Source organism: Pediococcus ethanolidurans (genome assembly GCF_001437405.1).
Classification (GTDB): Bacteria; Bacillota; Bacilli; order Lactobacillales; family Lactobacillaceae; genus Pediococcus; species Pediococcus ethanolidurans.
Genome location: NZ_JQBY01000002.1, coordinates 33,447 through 52,472, shown reverse-complemented (window position 1 = coordinate 52,472; position 19,026 = coordinate 33,447). Strand labels below are relative to the sequence as shown.

General features: G+C 39.0%; 22 protein-coding genes. 14 read left to right on the top strand and 8 right to left on the bottom strand.

Features of this window, described 5'->3' with window-relative positions:
• Nucleotides 1-56: 56 nt before the first annotated feature.
• From IV87_RS01090 to IV87_RS01080, 3 genes are all read left to right on the top strand, one after another.
• Nucleotides 57-359 (top strand): type II toxin-antitoxin system Phd/YefM family antitoxin, encoded by a 303-nt coding sequence (locus tag IV87_RS01090; protein WP_057805063.1) that lies wholly within the window; start codon nt 57-59, stop codon nt 357-359.
• On the top strand, nt 349-675 hold the full coding sequence (locus tag IV87_RS01085) for a hypothetical protein (protein WP_057805062.1): 327 nt from the start codon (nt 349-351) through the stop codon (nt 673-675). The genes IV87_RS01090 and IV87_RS01085 overlap by 11 nt, the downstream gene beginning before the upstream one ends.
• A 90-nt stretch (nt 676-765) precedes the next feature.
• Nucleotides 766-3,303 carry a M1 family metallopeptidase gene (locus IV87_RS01080; protein ID WP_057805061.1) on the top strand — a complete coding sequence of 846 codons (2,538 nt, stop codon included), beginning with the start codon at nt 766-768 and terminating at the stop codon, nt 3,301-3,303.
• A gap of 326 nt (nt 3,304-3,629) precedes the next feature.
• Here IV87_RS01080 and IV87_RS01075 read toward each other — a convergent pair whose 3' ends face one another.
• Complete coding sequence (locus IV87_RS01075; RefSeq protein ID WP_057805060.1) at nt 3,630-4,169, bottom strand: TetR/AcrR family transcriptional regulator; 540 nt, start codon at nt 4,167-4,169, stop codon at nt 3,630-3,632.
• Nucleotides 4,170-4,289: 120 nt separating this feature from the next.
• Here IV87_RS01075 and IV87_RS11190 point away from each other — a divergent pair, with 120 nt between their 5' ends.
• Nucleotides 4,290-4,529: a hypothetical protein gene (locus IV87_RS11190; protein ID WP_236698951.1), complete on the top strand. Its 240-nt coding sequence runs from the start codon at nt 4,290-4,292 to the stop codon at nt 4,527-4,529.
• A gap of 9 nt (nt 4,530-4,538) precedes the next feature.
• Complete coding sequence (locus IV87_RS01070; protein ID WP_236698950.1) at nt 4,539-5,402, top strand: alpha/beta hydrolase; 864 nt, start codon at nt 4,539-4,541, stop codon at nt 5,400-5,402.
• Between the two features lie 186 nt (nt 5,403-5,588).
• Here IV87_RS01070 and IV87_RS01065 read toward each other — a convergent pair whose 3' ends face one another.
• Nucleotides 5,589-6,731, bottom strand: coding sequence for a cation:proton antiporter (locus tag IV87_RS01065; RefSeq protein WP_057805059.1), 1,143 nt, complete (start codon nt 6,729-6,731; stop codon nt 5,589-5,591).
• Between the two features lie 207 nt (nt 6,732-6,938).
• Nucleotides 6,939-8,264 (bottom strand): dihydrolipoyl dehydrogenase family protein, encoded by a 1,326-nt coding sequence (locus tag IV87_RS01060; RefSeq protein ID WP_057805058.1) that lies wholly within the window; start codon nt 8,262-8,264, stop codon nt 6,939-6,941.
• Nucleotides 8,265-8,569: 305 nt separating this feature from the next.
• Here IV87_RS01060 and rsgA (IV87_RS11345) point away from each other — a divergent pair, with 305 nt between their 5' ends.
• Both rsgA (IV87_RS11345) and rsgA (IV87_RS11340) read left to right on the top strand, forming a co-directional pair.
• Nucleotides 8,570-9,148: a GTPase RsgA gene (gene rsgA / locus IV87_RS11345; RefSeq protein ID WP_258390190.1), complete on the top strand. Its 579-nt coding sequence runs from the start codon at nt 8,570-8,572 to the stop codon at nt 9,146-9,148.
• Nucleotides 9,111-9,629: a ribosome small subunit-dependent GTPase A gene (gene rsgA, locus IV87_RS11340; protein ID WP_258390189.1), complete on the top strand. Its 519-nt coding sequence runs from the start codon at nt 9,111-9,113 to the stop codon at nt 9,627-9,629. The genes rsgA (IV87_RS11345) and rsgA (IV87_RS11340) overlap by 38 nt, the downstream gene beginning before the upstream one ends.
• A 47-nt stretch (nt 9,630-9,676) precedes the next feature.
• Here the strand turns inward: rsgA (IV87_RS11340) and IV87_RS01050 are convergent, their stop codons facing one another.
• Nucleotides 9,677-10,564 carry a LysR family transcriptional regulator gene (locus tag IV87_RS01050; RefSeq protein WP_057805057.1) on the bottom strand — a complete coding sequence of 296 codons (888 nt, stop codon included), beginning with the start codon at nt 10,562-10,564 and terminating at the stop codon, nt 9,677-9,679.
• A 108-nt stretch (nt 10,565-10,672) separates the two neighbouring features.
• On the opposite strand from IV87_RS01050, the gene IV87_RS01045 reads away from it, so the two are divergent.
• On the top strand, nt 10,673-11,200 hold the full coding sequence (locus IV87_RS01045) for a DapH/DapD/GlmU-related protein (RefSeq protein ID WP_057805056.1): 528 nt from the start codon (nt 10,673-10,675) through the stop codon (nt 11,198-11,200).
• A complete protein-coding gene (locus IV87_RS01040; protein WP_057805055.1) occupies nt 11,201-11,956 on the top strand; it encodes an SDR family oxidoreductase in 756 nt (251 codons plus the stop codon).
• Between the two features lie 107 nt (nt 11,957-12,063).
• Here the strand turns inward: IV87_RS01040 and IV87_RS01035 are convergent, their stop codons facing one another.
• Nucleotides 12,064-12,951, bottom strand: coding sequence for a helix-turn-helix domain-containing protein (locus IV87_RS01035; RefSeq protein WP_057805054.1), 888 nt, complete (start codon nt 12,949-12,951; stop codon nt 12,064-12,066).
• 99 nt (nt 12,952-13,050) lie between these two features.
• Between IV87_RS01035 and IV87_RS01030 the strand changes: the two genes are divergently transcribed.
• The 3 genes from IV87_RS01030 (at nt 13,051) to IV87_RS01020 (ending at nt 15,079) form a co-directional block, all read left to right on the top strand.
• A complete protein-coding gene (locus IV87_RS01030; RefSeq protein ID WP_057805053.1) occupies nt 13,051-14,217 on the top strand; it encodes an MFS transporter in 1,167 nt (388 codons plus the stop codon).
• Between the two features lie 4 nt (nt 14,218-14,221).
• Nucleotides 14,222-14,404 (top strand): hypothetical protein, encoded by a 183-nt coding sequence (locus IV87_RS01025; protein ID WP_057805052.1) that lies wholly within the window; start codon nt 14,222-14,224, stop codon nt 14,402-14,404.
• Nucleotides 14,405-14,728: 324 nt separating this feature from the next.
• Entirely contained in the window at nt 14,729-15,079 is a 351-nt protein-coding gene (locus tag IV87_RS01020; protein WP_057805051.1) for a hypothetical protein, read from the top strand.
• Between the two features lie 364 nt (nt 15,080-15,443).
• Here the strand turns inward: IV87_RS01020 and IV87_RS11185 are convergent, their stop codons facing one another.
• Nucleotides 15,444-15,692, bottom strand: coding sequence for a hypothetical protein (locus IV87_RS11185; RefSeq protein ID WP_236698949.1), 249 nt, complete (start codon nt 15,690-15,692; stop codon nt 15,444-15,446).
• A 157-nt stretch (nt 15,693-15,849) separates the two neighbouring features.
• Between IV87_RS11185 and IV87_RS01010 the strand changes: the two genes are divergently transcribed.
• A complete protein-coding gene (locus tag IV87_RS01010; protein ID WP_057805050.1) occupies nt 15,850-16,383 on the top strand; it encodes a dihydrofolate reductase family protein in 534 nt (177 codons plus the stop codon).
• Between the two features lie 253 nt (nt 16,384-16,636).
• Here IV87_RS01010 and IV87_RS01005 read toward each other — a convergent pair whose 3' ends face one another.
• Both IV87_RS01005 and IV87_RS01000 read right to left on the bottom strand, forming a co-directional pair.
• Nucleotides 16,637-17,290, bottom strand: coding sequence for an HAD family hydrolase (locus IV87_RS01005; RefSeq protein WP_236698948.1), 654 nt, complete (start codon nt 17,288-17,290; stop codon nt 16,637-16,639).
• Nucleotides 17,291-17,396: 106 nt separating this feature from the next.
• Nucleotides 17,397-18,413: an NAD-dependent epimerase/dehydratase family protein gene (locus tag IV87_RS01000; protein ID WP_057805049.1), complete on the bottom strand. Its 1,017-nt coding sequence runs from the start codon at nt 18,411-18,413 to the stop codon at nt 17,397-17,399.
• Nucleotides 18,414-18,519: 106 nt separating this feature from the next.
• On the opposite strand from IV87_RS01000, the gene IV87_RS00995 reads away from it, so the two are divergent.
• Entirely contained in the window at nt 18,520-18,936 is a 417-nt protein-coding gene (locus tag IV87_RS00995; RefSeq protein WP_057805048.1) for a MerR family transcriptional regulator, read from the top strand.
• Nucleotides 18,937-19,026 lie beyond the last annotated feature (90 nt).

Here is a 19,026-nt window from a genome sequence, read left to right as displayed (position 1 = left end):
GTATGTTTTGTACAAAATATGGGTATAATATTGTACAAAAGAAGGAGATGCTTATGATGACAACTGAAGAAAAATTGACTTTAACCTACACACCATCAAATTTTCGAAAACAACAATCAAAATTACTAAAACAAGTGGCTAATAGTAATTCTCCGATTCGGATTACCCTTCCAAATAAAGAAGAAGGACCTAATCAAGACTTATTTGTTATAAGTGCTCAAGATTATGCAGAATATCAGAAATTAAAGAAAGATTATATGCAACAAATAGATTATGAAATTGGCGAATTATCGAATGCGATTCCTCACACAAAGACCTCGGATACTAAGAAAGTCGAGGAATGGTTGCGTGAAGATTAATGATATTGCAACTGCATTTGTACGTTATCTTAAATTTGATGATGGAAAAAGGCGTCCAATTTTAATTGTTAAGGTGAAGAATGAATTTGTTTTGGCGTTTAAGATTACTTCTAAATTTGCGTCTAAATCGAAATCAGTGAGAAAAAATTATTTTGAGATCACTCAATGGAAAAAGGCAAATTTAAAGAAACCATCGTGGGTGAATCTTAATGCGCAGCCATTGGAATTTCCTATTAAAATGGTTGGGAAATCATTTGGTCATTTAAGTGAAAAGGATCGCGTATCTTTTTATGAATTCTTGAAAAAACGTTATTAAGTTTCATTAACTGAATTAGATACCTCAAGATAGGTTTTTTGTCATAAATGCCGTATAATGAAATTATTCTAAAAAATCAAGGAGAGTATTATGGCAGAAATAACACGTTTTTATGAGACATTTCAACCCACTCACTATGATGTCTATTTAGATATCAATCGTGAAGCAAAACAATTTACGGGAAAAACCTCAATTACAGGTGATGCAAAAAGCAAGCAGGTTTCTATTCATCAAAAAGGTTTGACTGTTGATGCAGTACAAGCAGATGGAAAAGAGGTTTCATTTACAACAGACGATAACGCCGATGCTATTCGTATTGACCTCCCCAAATCTGGTGAGACGACTTTAACCATTACATATAAAGCACAACTTACTGACAGTATGATGGGCATTTATCCTTCATATTATGAAGTTGATGGCGAAAAGAAACAGATTATTGGAACTCAATTTGAAACTAATTTTGCCCGTCAAGCATTTCCATGTGTGGATGAACCCGAAGCTAAAGCAACGTTTAGTTTGGCAATCAAGTATGACGAACATGAAGGCGAAACAACCATCAGTAACATGCCCGAAACACGGGTTGAAAATGGTGTTCACTATTTCGATACCACGGTTCGGATGTCAACTTATCTAGTTGCGTTTGCGTTTGGTGAGTTACAAAGCAAACAAACGACTACTAAGAGTGGCGTTAAAGTTGGTGTCTTTGGGACGAAAGCACATAAGGCCAATGAACTTGATTTTGCACTTGATATTGCAAAACGTTCCATCGAATTTTATGAAGACTTCTATCAAACACCATATCCACTCCCACATTCATGGCAATTAGCTTTACCTGATTTCTCAGCTGGAGCTATGGAGAACTGGGGCCTTGTCACTTATCGAGAAGCCTATTTATTATTAGATCCTGATAATACAGCTTTAGATATGAAACAACTTGTTGCTACAGTTATTGCGCACGAACTGGCTCATCAATGGTTTGGTGATTTAGTTACCATGAAGTGGTGGGATGATCTATGGTTAAACGAAAGTTTTGCCAACATGATGGAATATGTCGCTATTGATGCCATTGAACCAGACTGGCACATTTGGGAAATGTTCCAAACTTCTGAGGCTTCATCTGCGCTACAACGGGATGCCATCGATGGCGTGCAATCTGTCCATGTACAAGTAAATAACCCAGCTGAAATTGATGCCTTGTTTGATGGAGCTATCGTTTATGCTAAGGGCGCTCGGATGTTAGTTATGGTGCGCGCTTTGCTTGGTGATGATGCTTTACGTGCGGGATTGAAGAAGTACTTTGCTAGTCATAAATATGGAAATGCGACTGGGGCAGACTTGTGGGCTGCTTTAGGAACTGCTTCTGATCTTGATGTTGGTGCCATCATGAATTCCTGGTTGGAACAACCCGGATATCCGGTTGTTAGTGCAGCAGTTGTGGATGGTAAGTTAACCTTGTCACAAAAGCAGTTCTTTAGTGGTGAAGGTAAAGACGTTGATCGTCATTGGCAAATTCCACTCAACAGTAATTATGAAGTGGCGCCAACGATTATGGCTGAAAAGAGCCTAACCCTTGGTGAGTATGCCGAATTACGGAATGAAAACGGCAAACCTTTCCGTTTGAACGTTGGAAATAACTCACACTTTATCGTGAAATATGATGAAACACTATTAAATGATATTTTGAACCATGTGAATGACTTGGATGCCATTTCACAATTACAAATTTTACAGGATTTGCGCTTATTAGCAGAAGGACGTCAGATTTCCTATGCTGCTGTTGTCCCATTGTTGAAACAGTTTGCAGATAGTCATTCTAACGTTGTGAATGCGGCATTGTACACAGTTACCAACAATTTGAAGAAATTTGTAACACCAGATTCAAAAGAAGAAAAAGACTTACAAAGTTTCTACGATCAATTAAGCGAAAAACAAGTGACACGTTTGGGCTGGACACCTAAGATTGGTGAATCTAACGACGATCAGTTAACACGGCCATATGTTTTGAGTGCTGCTTTGTATGCTAAAAACGAAGATGCTCAAAAAGCAGCTCATGAATTATTCGTTGCCAATCAAGATCGTTTAGAAACATTATCGGCTGACACACGTGTCTTCATTTTACGAAATGAAGTTAAAAATTATGGTAGTGCTGAATTATTTGACAAGCTCTTAGCAGCTCATCGTCAATCCTCAGATGCTAGTTATAAAGCAGACATTTGTGCAGCGCTAACTAGCACACCAGATGCTAAATTGATTGCGAAATTAATCGAGAAATTTGAAGATGCTGATACGATTAAACCACAAGATTTACGTGCTTGGTTCCGGGGCGTTTTAGCTAACGATAAGGGCCAACAAGCAGCTTGGGATTGGATTCGTAACGACTGGCAATGGTTGGAAGATACTGTTGGTGGTGATATGGAATTTACAACCTATATCACGGTTACAGCAGGAATTTTCCACACACCACAACGACTTGCAGAATTCAAAGCTTTCTTTGAGCCTAAATTAAACACACCAGGTTTGACCCGTGAAATTAAAATGGACACTAAAGTGATTGAGAGTCGTGTCGACTTGATTGAAGCTGAAAAAGATGCTGTTCATGAAGCGGTGGCTAATTCTTTAAATAAGTAAGTTAGATTTAAAACTAAATAGCGTAAAAGGTCCGCCATAACGAAAATGTGAATCACTCACAGTTCTCGTTATGACGGACCTTTTTAATTAGCTATTGTGTGTTATTTTCAAGGATTCCGGATAAAAGTACCGAGAATTTTTTTAGGAAAATATAGTTAATTTTAAGATTAAATGTAAATTCTTAAAGCTTTAGAAACGTGTTAATAGAGAAAAGCAGCGTATCAGGTTATACTTTGAGGCAATCATTGATCTTAATGAAGGAGGGATCCTAATGTTTGATTGGAAAGTATGGAACCTGCAGCGTATAGTCGGAAAGTTAGATATTTTCATTCGGTTAATTCCAACTTCTCCTGCCAAACAGAAAGTTGTTGAAGATCTTGGGAGCATAATTCATTATTCACTAACATTTTAAAAATGGTTGTCACGTTAACAGCATAAAGCTTTATGAGAGTTCGGCTTTTGGTACTCTTTTTTGATAACTCGGTGATGATTACTTTTTGAAATTTTTCTTCTAAACCAAGTGTAGGGTCATTGCGAATGGCTAACAAAACGCGCAACTGAGGCTGAGATGGGAGTATAAATTGGTTAATTAGTTGCTGGGAAATATATTCAAAATGGGTTGTTTGGCTGGATTCTAATCGTCTAGTTAAAAATTTTTGGAATTGAGATACGTAATGATCGGTAATTTCTTCTAGCAGGTCATTCTTTTGGGTATAGTGTGCATAAAAAGTTGAACGGCTGCAAAGCGCTTCCCGGCAAATTTGGTCAATTGTTACTAAAGAGTAGCTTTGCCCCTGTATTAGTAAGCTAAATAAAGCTTGTTGAATATTTCTTTTTGTTTTGAGAACACGAAGATTAGTTGACATGGGAATCCTCCTAATCGGACGAAATCGAACAAAGTGTTCGATAACCAACACTATGTCGTTCTTTGACCTTCACTTTAATCTTTATGATTGCTAAGATCAAGTTTGAAAGGTGATGATAGTATGAAAACGATAACTGGCAATCGTCAATTAGATTTTCAAATTGCTAGGTTTACAATGCCGTTTGCAAATGATCAAGAAGTGATCAATGATCTTAGAGACATGAAATTACATATAAACAATCTTGATGATTGGTACAATTGGTGGTCTGTTCATGCTCGAGATTATGAAAAAAAACAGAAATTTGCTATTGCTGCAAATTATTATAAAGCTGCTATGTTTTATTTAGGTGATGATTCATGAAAGAATATATTGTATGAAAGTTTTATTCGGTGCTTTTACAAATCTTATCATGATTTTCCCTTCACACGTGGGTGGGTTCCGTATGAAAATTCCTACTTACCAACTCTGTATTTAAAAAATAAGAACGCCAAAAAAACATTGTTAGTAATAGGTGGTTTTGATGGCTACTTGGAAGAAGTGGCTGGATTTTTTAAGTATTTGAAAGGTACCAATTATAATATTCTCATCTTTGATGGACCAGGCCAAGGGAACACATCCATGCATGGTCTGCATTTTATTCCGAATTTTGAAAGACCAGTTTCAGCAGTTTTAGATTACTATGGTCTGAAATCAGTTGTAGCGATTGGCCTATCGTGGGGTGGTTTGCTGGTCTTGCGAGCTGCAGCGTTTGAAAAACGAATTAAAAAAATAATTTGTATGGATATATTTTATACACCGATGGATACTTTGGCGATGAATTTAGGCCGTGTGAAGTATGGCATGCTACGCCTTTTACTTTGGGTTCGAGCACAAAAAATCGTGAATTTATTATTTACTGAAATTATGAAGAATAATATCGATATGACGTGGAAGATCAATAATGGATACTTGTTGACAGGAGAGAATTCTCCATTTCATTTAATCCAAAATTTACAACGACATAATGCTAAAAAATTCTTACCGCTGATTAACCAAGACTGCTTATTATTAGCAGGAAAGGAAGATCAATATGTGCCATATAAGCGCCTTCGGCAAATACAAAGGGAATTAATTAATTCTAGTTACGTGCAATTTAAATTATTTACCAAGGAAACTGGTGGGGAACAGCACTGTCAGGTGGGACAAATGAATTTGGCTTTTGATGAAATTAGACAATTTTTAAATGAAAATTGATCGCGTTTTAAAAGAACAAAAACAAAAGTGATGATCTTAACAAAATTTAGGGCTGGAATGCCATAACTGTTTTGCTTGAAAATAAGATTATTTAATATAAATAAAATAAACCACAAATAAATATGAAGTGCCTCGTAAACCGGTCTGTTGCACTTCATATTTTTTGAGATCTAATTTTATATATTCTTATTTTAAACGATACGCATGTTTCAACAGCAAGGGTGCCAGTAAGGTTGTCAATACGATGGCAGTGATAATGGCGGAGTAGTAAGTTGAAGAAATGAGGTGTGCGCTGTACCCAATTTGTGCAATGATCAACGCCATTTCGCCACGCGATACCATTCCGGACCCGACAATATAGGAATCTTTTAAGCTGAATTGCGAAAGCTTGGCACCCAATCCAGCACCTAATAACTTTGTGAAAGTGGCAAGAACTGTCAGTAAAACGATAAAAATAAAGTTTTTCATGAACCCTGCAAACGATAGCGATAGACCAATGCTAACGAAGAAAACGGGAATGAAAAAAGCATAACCGATTGGTTCAATGTTGGCTTCTACTTCATGTTTGACGGTGGTTTGTGAGATCGCAATTCCCGCAAAAAAGGCACCCACTACTGAACTTAAGCCAATGGCATCGGCTAGTAGTGCCATACTCAAACATAAAATAACAGCGATGAGGGTGGGGCCACCGACGACAAACAACCGTTTGCCAACGCTAGTGAGAATTGGAGCTATAAATTTAACCACAAAGTAAATGCCGACAAAAAAGAAGAGTTGATACATGAATGTAAGCCATAAATTTCCAGTGGTAGAGGGCGATGTCCCCATTAAACTCACCATAACGCTGAGAATAACAACGGCTAGGACATCATCCACAACGGCAGCTCCCAAAATTGTGGCCCCGGCCTTACCATGCAGGCCGCCTAATTCCTTTAAAACGGCAACCGAAATGGACACGGAGGTAGCAGCAAAGATCACCCCAATAAAGATACTTTCTGCTTGTGGAAGATGGAAAAGTAAGCTTAGTCCATATATTACGCCAACTGGCAGGATGACACCCAATAGGGCAACTAAAGTGCTGGGACGCAAATATTTTTTTAATAGCTGAAGATCACTTTCCATACCTGCGGTGAACATCAAAATAATGACGCCAATCTCTGAAAATAGGTGGGTAAATTCGTCTCCCTTAATCCAGCCCAAAACAGCGGGACCAATTAAAATCCCAATTAGTAGCTGACCCACCACGGCTGGCATCCCTAACCGGGCGCTATAGTGACCCGCAATCGTCGTGGCCACTAGAATTAAACAAAGTTCTGCAATTTCCTGCATGCTTTCACCTCAAAAATAGATTTTAAAGTTTCATGAGTATAAAAAATGAGCGCTAAACTTCAAGACTTTCTCACACCCCTGAGAAAGGAAAAAACTTGAAGCTTGCGCCCAACCGATTGAAACTATTTTAATTATCTTCATAAGTCTATCATAATTCATAAAACCTGTCATGAAATTAGTTTGTTCTGACCCCAAGCAGCTAGCATGTTAAATTTTACGAAAGTAACTGTGTTGAATACTTGGGAAGGTATAGATAAAGCGCTGCACCTGATCGTGTGTTAAACGCAATTCAATGATATCTAATAATCCGTTGATGGCATCTACTGCTTCATTACTGTATTCAACTGCCCCGACGAGAATGTGTTTCTTATCAAAAACGAGGGTTAAGGCTGCATCGATTTCGTTTTGAACCTGTTTGAACCAATCATCTCCATATTCAAAATGTGCAACTGTATATTTATCTGGAAAGTTTGCTGCCACATCAGGATTGATACCCACTTGAGAAATCCGTGGGGAAGAAAAGACAGTAGTCGCAACGCTTGGGTATTGAATCGCATCTGTGGTTTGCCCCGTAAATAACTGCGCCAAATACTGTGATTCAAAAATAGCAGTTGGCGTGATTTTAGGTTCGGTCTTGTCAAGCACGTCACCAGTTGCATAGACTCCGGGGACATTTGTTTGTAGATGATCATCCACCGTAATGCCACGTTTGGTGGTAGCGATGCCTAAGTTCTCAAGCCCAGTACCTTCAAGATTTGGTAACCGACCACTTGCGTCAATGATGTACTCACTTGCAAGTTCAAATTGATCCGGACCATGTAAGACCAGACCGGCATCGTCACGCGTAACACTTGTGAGTTGTTGATCATAGAAAAATTTAACGCCACGTTGTCGTAAGCTTTCGACCAAGCGTTTGACGTAAGGTTGATAAAAATCACGTAGAGGTTGATGACTATCTAAGACAACATTGACAGATGCTCCCGCAGCGTTGGCAATAGAAGCAAATTCCATACCGACATAACCGGCCCCAATAATGGTCAGACGTTTTGGCATTTTCGTGATTGATAGAAAATCTGTACTATCATGCAAAAGTTCTTTTCCAGGGATAGCTAAACGATGGGGATGCTGCCCCAGAGCTAACACAATTTTTTTTGCTTGATAGGCGGTATCACCAACTTGAACAGTCTGTGAATCCACTAAATTCGCGTGACCGATGATGACTTTGACGCCACCGTCAATTAACTTTTGTTTGTTACTTTCGGCAAGTTTTCCAATTACCTCGTGTTTATGACCCATTAAGTCTGGCCAGTTAATTTTAGGCACACTGTCGAATCCACGACCTTGTAGTTGCTCGATGGTCCGAACTAAATCAACGGGCTTATCTAAAGTAATTTTGGCATTACAGCCTCGATTGGTGCAAACACCACCAAATAAACCTTCTTCAACAACTGCTACTTTTAAACCGGCTTGACTCATTGGAATGGCACCATTCCAAGCACCTTGACCACTCCCAATAAATAACACATCATACATTCTTATCAGCTCCTTAACCGCTTACATTTAGTCTTAAATTAACACTTAACTAGCTGGTGAGCAAAAGAAACGCTTGAATTTGGCATTTAAAAAACAAATTTAGAAATACGTAAAGCTATATTGGACACTCTCAAAGTTCTTGTGCGCCAAATAAAAAGCATCCTATGCTATAATGGGGCTACTAAAAAAGAAATGAGATGAAGTTTTATGGCAATTGTAATTAAAGGTAGTCAGATGGCGGAGGTACGGATAGCCTAGACTTATCTAAACCTCCAGGATGAAATTTTACGGAGGCATCAGATTCATTGCAAAATAAACAATTAAAAGCTTGGGGATTACCAACAAATTTAGCAGATCAAACCTATCCACGAGGACTAATTATGGGACGGGTCGTTGGTCAAAATCATACCATGTATAAAGTAAAAACAGCTGCCGATGAGAGGCAAGCTGCCGTTTCCGGTCGCTTAGCCAATTTAGCGATTGAGGCGCAGGATTATCCCGCGGTGGGCGATTGGGTATTACTGCGCGAAAATACAGCAAGTGCCGACATGGCGATTATTGAGCGCCTATTACCACGTCACAGTTTGTTTCTACGAAAAACGGCGGGACGAAAAAGCACAGCCCAAATTGTGGCTACTAATGTCGATACCGTTTTTATATGTATGGCGTTAGATGAGAATTATAATTTGAATCGGTTGGCGCGCTATTTGGTAGTGGCCTGGGATAGTGGAGCAACGCCAGTAGTGGTCTTGACCAAGGCAGATCTCACGAATCAGTTGACCCAACGAGTTACACAGGTCACACAGATGGCAGCGGGGGCCCAAGTTGTGACTTGTTCGGTGACAAATGACACTGCACAGTATAGTACCATACGTGCGGCCTAGCGAGACCGTGGCCTTTATTGGGTCATCTGGTGTGGGGAAGACCACATTGATTAATCAGTTAATGGGTGAACAAGTTGGCCAAACGCAGGCAGTGCGCGAAAGTGATGCACACGGCCGCCATACCACTACGAGCCGCGACTTATTGCAGTTACCGAATGGCGGTTTGGTTATTGATACGCCAGGGATGCGGGAGCTTTCAGTTTTGAATGGTGATTTCAAAACCACCTTTGCTGATATTGAAGATCTTGCTAGAATGTGTAAATTCAATGATTGTACGCATACTAGTGAACCTGGCTGTGCGGTGCAAGCTGCCATTCAAGCAGGCCATTTGAGTCAGGAACGACTCGATAGCTATCGTCAGTTAAGTGAAGAAGCTACGACGAATCAAGCGTTGCATGGCAAGGCTCGTGAGGACGCTAAGTTGGCTCGCATGTTTGGAAGTAAAAAAACAAATGAAAGCAGTGATCAAGGAACGGCGTAAACATCGACGTTAAATGATCAAATAGGCTGGGAATTTTCCTAGCCTATTTAATTTGGTCGCTTGATGGTTGCTTGCAGACGGTGGAGAAATAACTGAGCCACGTTGGATAGCGTTTGATTTTTCTTCCATATAATTGTAATGGGATCAGTTACTTCGGGAGCCAGCCGTCGGAAAGTTAACTTAGAATTTTTGCTGGTGTCAATTAAATGCTCAAAGGCAAGGGTATAACCACTTCCGTTTTTCGCCAGCAAGGCAGCGTTGAAGATCAGATTATATGTGCCAACGATGTTCATCTGTTCACCAAGGTTTCCCCACCAATCTAAGAACCGCGATTGCATGAGTGCTTGTTCGGAAATGATAAGCGGTTGGCCCAATAAATCAGCAGGATGAATAACAGTTTGAGTGGCTAATCGAGCGTGGACAGGCATCAAGACACCCCAATGATCGACTTCCGGTAAGCGCAACGTATTGTACTGTTGTAAAGGTTGCTCACCCATGATTACGCCAAAATCCAAAACACCAGCATCCAATTTGGCTGCCACATCTCCAAAATCACCACTATGTAGCCGAATATGGACCTCTGGGTAATCCTTTAAAATATGGCTGATCACGTCCATAATGCGTTGCATCCCCACACTCTCGCCGGCCCCAATATCTAGGCGACCACTGATAATAACTTGGTTGGATTGTAAGTTAAACGCGGTTTTGTCGACCAAGGTAACAATTTCATTGGCTCGTTCTCGCAAATAATGACCATCTTGTGTGAGCTTGATTTCACGTGGGCCACGATCAAATAATTTGGTCCCTAATTCGGTTTCTAAATCATGCATTTGTCGGGACAAAGCAGGTTGTGACACGTGTAAAACCTGCGCAGCGTGTGAAATACTCCGTTCTTGGGCGATTGCTAAAAAGTATCGTAAAACACGAACATCCATTTACTCATCTCCATAACAATTAGTTATATCATGACATTAATTATAGGTATTTTACATATAATGACAAGCATTTTATACTGAAACTATCCTAAGAAATGAGGTGAAAAAATGCTTCCAGATAAGTTACAGAATCAAATTATTGATCAAAATCAGCGTTTAATTCAACATTTGAATTCAGGACAACATACACAAGCCGAAGTTCGTCAATTAGTGGGTGAAATCACAGGCCAAACCATCGATGACTCAGTGGAGATTAGATTGCCTTTCTACTCGGATTATGGTCGTAATCTTAAAATTGGCCGTGAGGTTTTTATTAATAGTAACGCCATGATGGTTGACTTGGGCGGAATTACGATCGCGGACCATGCCTTAATTGGTCCTGGGGCTTACCTCATTTCGGTTAATCATTACCTCGACGTTGACAAAAGGCGTGGTGTGACATTAAAACCAGTTCATATTGGTAAGAATGCTTGGATTGGGGCACGTGCCGTTGTCTTACCCGGCGTGAGTGTTGGGGAAAATACGGTGGTTGCGGCTGGCGCAGTAGTTTCAAAAAATGTGGCCGCCAATACTGTCGTTGCTGGGGTACCAGCTAAAGTCATTAAAATACTAGAAAATCATAAGGAGGAAATATAAATGAGTATTCAAGATAAGGTTGTTGTCATTACAGGAGCTTCTTCAGGAATTGGGGCCGCAACTGCCAAATTATTGGCTAAGAAGGGTGCCAAAGTTATCTTAGGTGCCCGTAGAGAAGCTCGCTTACAAGAATTAGTCGCAGAAATTGGTGAGAATGCCAGCTATCAAGTAACGGATGTCGCTAAAGCTGAAGATGTGCAAGCTTTAATTGAGTTAGCGGTGAAAAAATATGGCCGACTAGATGTGTTATATAACAACGCGGGCATTATGCCGCGTGAAAAGCTTGCTGATGCCAAATATGATAATTGGGAAAAAGAAATCCAAATTAATATTATGGGCGTTTTGCATGGCATCGGGGCAGCACTGCCTATCATGCAAAAACAAAATGATGGCCTAATTATCACCACTGATTCAGTGGCCGGTCATGTGGTGTACCCAGAGTCGGCTGTCTATAATGGCACCAAGTACGCAGTTCGTGCCATTATGGAAGGCTTACGCCAAGAAGAACGACTACATGGCATTCGTTCCACTATTGTGTCTCCTGGTGCAGTGGGCACTGAGTTAAATAAAACGATTGATAATCCAGAGATGCAAGCCGAGATTGATAAGGTCTTTAAAAATAGTACTTCGGAACAGCGGCGGATGAATACCTTGGATCCAGAAGATATTGCCAACGCTGTGGCTTATGTAGCGGCTCAACCTAAACACGTCGCCATTTCAGACATGCTGATCCGACCAACGGCACAAGAAGTTTAAGATAAGCAAGTCGGTCTAAAATAGTATCACCGGTGCTAGTCATTTTAAATAAAGAAGCAATCAAGATTTTATAACAAATTTCTTGATTGCTTTTTTGTTAGATTTATTTATTGTCGATAAGTTTTCGCAGCTTGTGTGCGCAACTTTCGAATGGCAAATAAGGTATTGTCGATGCGTGGTTTATGTCTTTTTTCAAGGGCCGTCACTTCGTCAAGTAGCTCATTGCCAAGCGTCCAATCACCAAAGTAAAGTTCCCAAATGCCGATCCAAAATTGTTGAGCCAAACGGCCATCCCAATTCAAGTTGTGGGAATTAAGTGCCGTGATTTTAGATTTGAGTTGTCGAGCAGCTTGATAGTCGTGAAAATTTAAATAGGTTTGTAGGAGAGTACCATAAAATTCAACAAGGTTATTTAACACGTTAAACGGGTCACCCCATTTTGTCTGGTAATGAAGACAGTTAGCTACCATGCGTTCCGTAAGGGGATGTAATGCAGATAATCCCTTTGTGGTGGCTACAATTGGAACCAAGATATTAACAAGCTTTAGTTCCTGAATAGTCCACATTTTTGCCTGTTGAAGATGCAAATAGATTGGACGCGTCGTTGTCGTGATGCCAATGGAACTGTGATCATAAGCAAGCAATAAAATACTTGCATAACTGGACACTAATTTGTCGTATGCATGCGGACTATGTGAATGTTCCTGAATCCACTGTGAAATAGCCGGAAAATTTTGAGCAGCATAAGCTTTCATGACGGTGAGCAAAGCCTGTTCTAAAGGTGAAGGTTGATAGTTCTGTTGAATATAGCGTAATTCGTCAGCCGAAATTGCCAAATTATCTAGAATTAAAAATAATTTACTAGCGCCAATATCGTTTGCCCCTTTTTCAAAGCGTGATGCGAAGGAACGCGAAACTATTTTGCCATACACTTCCTTTTGAGTTAGCCCTTTTTCAATGCGAATTCTATGTATTGTGCAGCCAATTTTTTCCATTTCAATTCCTCCAATGTGGCATATTTGCAACATGTCCATTAAGTTTACCACGTGAATGCCTGATAGGATGAACTCAATGTTTAAAAGGAGAGATGAAATATGCTAAAAATTTTGAAGAATCATACGTTACAAACTATTGCCAGCGCTAATTTCTTTGCAACGTTAGGAGTAAGTATTTTTAATATTATTTTATTGACCTATGCCAAAAGTTTTCCGAATCCGCATTGGTTTGTGTCAGTCGTGTCAATTGTTACGGTTGTACCAGCTGTGTTTGGCGGTGTTACTGGGCGAGTAGCTGATCAGACGAGTAAGAAGACTAACTGGTTAGTTGGTACCAAGTTAATTCAGGCAGGCTTATATTTGGTACTTGCTCAAATCATTAATCAACGAACAGTTTTTATTTTTTACATCATCGTTGTCATTAATTTGTTTTCAGATATTATCGGCAATTATGCTGGTAACTTGTTAACAATTGTCATTCAGGACCGAATCATGGGAGAAGATAGGCAACAAGTTATGGGCATTAATACCAGTGTAGGCACCATTATGGAGCCAATTGGTCAGACTCTTGGTGTTATTATTATTTCACAAACTCATAATTATGCCTTAGCAGGAGTTATTAATGCAGTGACTTTTATTTTATCAGCAGTATGTTTGACGATGGGGTATCATGCCGTTTTGTCTACCAAAAAAGTGGCACCCCAGCCTGTGACCGAAGGCGTTTGGCAAGTAATTCGCAAAGTTATGATTAAAACGACAGGTATGGGCGCTGTCAGCTATCTAGGAATCATTATGATTTTGAATGGCGTATCTGTTGGGTTGGATGCCATTTTGAATTTACTTTTTATTGATTTAGCACCGTCTTTAAACATTGATTATTCCTTTGCCATTTTACTAATTAACATTGTTTATGTGATGGGAAGTGTTTTAGGGAGCATTACTAAGGATACGTGGATTGATCATTTAGACTTATTTCAATTATTGTTAGTCACTTTAGGAGCACCAGTTATTGCTTACAGCACCTTGCTTTTATACCCTAAACTAATACCAATTTTAGTTAGCATGTTTGCGGTGGCTTTTATGAGTGGCAAGCTGGATCCTAAAATGTTTGCAACAATGATGCCGCAAATTGATCCCCATCTAACGGGAACTGTTTTTGGAACCATAAGTACCATTGTGACTGTGGCATCACCAGTCGGTAGTGTGGGAATTGTTTTGCTATATAATTTAGTTGATGGCACATTTGCTTGTGTGGACTTAGGATGAAAGTGTGGATACATCAAAAAATAGCCAAGCTGCAGATAAAGGATTAGAATTACCTAAAATGAATTTGTTGAGTGATGTTTGTATTTATTTTGGGATTAATGCTTTGTTTTTGCCAAGCCGTTTAAACATTTTTCTTAAAAATGGGGAGCGAGTCATAAAGGTCGGACATAATAATTGTAAAAGCTAAAAGAAAAATGAGAAGTAAAGAGTTCCTGAAGACTTAACTTTTTATCAGGGGTGGAATGCCTGTGTTGATAGTATTGGGGCATGAAGAAGAAGTGTTTGTACAGTTGAAAGACAGTAAAGAAATTCGTGAATTCAAACGACTGGCAAGCATACAGATAAAAAATGAGAAGATGGTCGAATGACAACTGGTGAGTCGCTTTATTTAGGTGGTCCGTTGTTTTATGTCGTAACCGTCGTGCTTATTTTAATGATTTGCATGATTGGTTATTTTATTTTTAAAATTTTTCGTCATTTCAAATAATTTGAGAAGATAGAAGGCATTCCGATGAAAAAAGTAATTAGAATTATCGTACCGATTATTCTGGTGATTGGTTATGTTTATTTGTATTATTCAGTTTCGCATGACACTTTGCAATCTGCATTAATTATTGGCGGTGTTTTGTTGCTCATATTTGGGTTAATGATCGGGCTTGGCAATTTGGAAAGTAAGGACCAGTTGCCGCCTGTTCAGGCAGGTAATCCCAATGTGCCACAACGACTAAACGTTTTCATGAAAACCGGAAAATTTTTAAAACAGTCACGGCATCTGGTATTTAATGAGGCCTCAATCTGGCTGATTGGCGTTGCACTTTCTTTAATTCTTTACGGCTTTTTGTTTTATTGGCGGGTTATATAGGAAGAAAGTATGAGCTAGATGATTCTTGTGATTATAATGTTGTTGATTGTTTTAACCACGTATAGTCCCATAGCGGAATTAAAATAAATACAAGAAGACCAGTAAGCTGTGAAAAACTTACTGGTCTTTTTATACGATCAAGACATTTATTTTTTTGAGTGACTCTGTGAGAACTTCGGAAAAATTAATATGTTGTTCTTTTCCTAATTCATTTAGATAATTTGGAATAGATGGTGTTTTTTTAATAACCTTATTATCATGTTTACGTTTATATTTGTCAGGATGAGCTTGGATGAGTGAAATGATTTGATTATTTTTCCGATCAGGCAGGTTGGTATTTGAGGGTGGTAATTCGTTGTTGAAACTATACCGCACCAACAAAATCAATGGCCATGTCTAAGGGATCGCTGACACTATTTCCTTCCGTCATGCCATCAATATCTAGAATTTTAACTGTAAAAGCGTTTGGTTCAGATACTTTAGGCGTAATAATTACTGGATAAATATATTCTCTATTTTTAACAGATATAGTAAGATTCCTTTCTAAGTGTCCATTTGTCCAAACAGCATGCTTGTCGCCATGACGTTTCAGCCGCCATCCCAGTCTTTGCATAGTTAAAACTCCCTAATAAAGTTATATACGTGGTGAATACGAATGTTTTGTTAAACAGAAGAGAAACTATCTACAATTGTTTGAACACTAAAAGTGAAAGTACGGTTGATATCCTTTAAAATAAAAGCAGCACAACCACAAATCGGAGGGATGCATAATGCGACAAGTTCAATTTTATGGTGCGATTTCGTTAGATGGGTATTTAGCCACTGCACAGCATGATTTACAATGGTTATTTGACACTGCGGGCGGAGACAAAGCTAATTCGGATCAATTTTTTAAGCAGGTTGATACGACTATTATGGGACGAAAAACTTATGAGGTGACAAAAAACACGATGGGCGATGAGCTTTTGTTTCCCGACAAAACGAATTATGTGCTTTCTAGAACGCGAGAAGGGCAAACAAGGGATGCCACTTATATGAACCAGTCACCAGTGGACTTAGTACGCCACTTACAAGCGCAATCTGGAGGCAACATTTGGATTGTGGGTGGTGGGCAAATTGTCACCGATTTAGTGGCTGAGGATCTGATTGATGAATGGTGGATTCAAATTGCGCCGGTATTATTAGGAAAAGGGATTCGGTTATTTCCAGAAGGTGATTGTATGACTGGCTTAAATTTGAAGGCAGTTGCCCGATACGATCAGCTTGCGGAATTGTATTTTAAAAGAAATTCCAAACAAGTTTGACAACAAATTGAAATACCCGTTAAGTTGCTGTCAGACTATAATAACAGCATTTAAACGCGGAAAAGATGATGCTATATCGTACTTGTGATAAAAGACAACAAGTCGGTGGCGGTAAGGAGTAGCTAAACGTATCTGAGCTTCTACGAGTATGATAGAAAATAAGTCGTTTAGATTTCAAACGTAGCTACGTGGAAAAATCTAAACGACTTATTTTTTGATATAAAGCTCATTCACACAATTAGAAGTGACAAAACTATTTAAATAAGGAGATGGCTTCCAAAAGGTTAGGCAAAACTCTGACTGCTTTTTGACGTATTTCGGGTTCTGGATCTATCCAGTCAGGAACAAGCACAACGTCAAGCCCAGCACTAGCCGCAGATAGAATACCGGTTGTGGCATCTTCAAAAACAACGGTTTCGCTTTTAGTTGCATGTGATTTTTCTAGTGCGTATAAGTAAAGATCAGGGGCTGGTTTATTGTGCTTAACTTCATCACCGCTAATAAAATCGGTAAAGTACTGCGCAATTCCAGTAATTTCAGCAGTTTGAATAATCGTTTCTTTAGCAGCCGAAGAGGTGACATAGCATTTTCTATGCGTTTGGTGTAAAAAATTTAGTAGCTCAACTGCACCAGTTTTAACCCGCACATCACCATTTTCCAAACGTTGTCGATAAAGATCCATAGCTTCATTAAAAACCCGTTTTCCTAAGTTGGCATCACCAACCAATTGGGTTAGTTTTTGAATGGTCACCGGGAAACCTTTCGCGATATATTCAGTATGATCTTCTTTTCTAAAGGTATATCCATATTTAGCTAATATATCTCTACGGGTTTCAAAATATAGTTTTTCAGTATCTAGTAGCAGTCCATCCATATCGAAAAAAATCACGTTTTTGTTGCTTAACAATTTTAAGATCACCACTTTCAAAATCAATTTTTAAATAAAATGATAGCGCTATTACTGATTGATTTCATTCTAATAGTTGATTTGCAATTAGGCAATTAAAATTCAATTAAATGAGATTATTTTTAATTAAGGTGTCAACGGCTGCAAGTACAGTTTCTTCATTGTTAAAAGATGGTTTCCAATTAAGGACCTGTTTGGCTTTTTGGTTGCTGACATGCCGATTGATGGCTAAGAGTAACTTGCCTTCTTTAGCCTGTTCGTTAAAAGGGGCAGCCAATTGAATGAACCAGTTGGGTAAAATTTTGGTGACAGTTTGATTTGCCAACTGTGGTCGTTTGGTCTGAATTAAATGAGCAATTTCCGGCAATGAAATCTGACCGTCGGCACTTGCAATAAAACGTTGACCGTTGGCTTCGGGAGTCAACAGTGCCGCAATGTGTAAGCTAGCCACATCGCGGGCATCGACAACATTTAACGGCAGATTAGGAATCCGTTTTTGACTGCCATCTAGGAGACCAGTAAGCAAACTGAAACTGCCCGAAACATGGTTATTGAGGGCGGGACCAAAAATTGCCACAGGATTAACAGTTGTGAACTCTAATTGGTGATTAGATTGTTTAATGAATTGCCAAGCCGCTTTTTCAGCTAATAATTTCGATTTTTCATAGGGAGATAAGCCCTTCTCTTCAGGATTTGTCCAGTTGTTTTCCGTAGTGATAGAATGCTTGTCCTTGTTGCTGAAACCGACCGCACCAAAATTGGCAGTCATTACCACTCGTTTGACAGTAGCTTGCTGGGCAAATTTTAAAATTCGTAAAATACCAGCGGTCGCATTGTTTTCCGTAGCTTTAGTGGTTGAAAATAATGGTGAAGCGACACTTAAAACGTATGTGATATCGGTCATAGCTTTTTTCCAACCAGCATCATGGGTAAGATCCGCTGTGACGAAGCTCAAATTTTCAAGATTACTGACATGATTTTTTTGAAGGGCCTGTTTAACTTCGGTGGCTTTCTGCAGGTTGCGGAGCGTTGTCCGAACCTGAAAACCCTGATTTAAGAGTTGAAGAATGATGTGTAAACTTAGAAAACCATTACCACCTGTGACTAAAATTTTTTTATTCATAATTGCCTCCGTTTTGTTGAATATTTTTGAATTTTCAATTATGCTTATGACTATAAACCCTAGACAATACTCTAGGGCAAATAAAAATTGATAAAGAAGTGACAAAATGACCTATACCATTAAAGAAGTTGCCCAAAAATTTGATTTGTCTATTTATACTTTACGGTTCTATGATAAACAAGGGTTACTGCCATTTGTTCAACGCAACGAGGCTGGGTACCGTGTATTTACGGATACGGATTTAAGTTTGATTAAAACGATTTGTTGTTTAAAAGATACGGACATGAAGATTCGCGATATTCGTCAATACATTGATTATGTGATGGCGGGACCATGCACGATCAAACAAAGAGAACAGTTATTAACCAAACAGCGAAATAAGGTTCTGGCAAAGCAACAACAATTAACTGAGAACTTGAAGGAAATTGACTACAAATTACAGATCTATCGTTCACCAAAAGCCAAAGAACTTATCACAGCAGCGCGTCAGGTGGTGAAGAACGAAAAAAGTTTAATGAAGTGACTGAATGTAAAAAACGAGTTTATGACAGAATTTGCCATAAGCTCGTTTTTTCTTGAACAAAATTACTAAACGTCAATTTTTGGGAGTGCT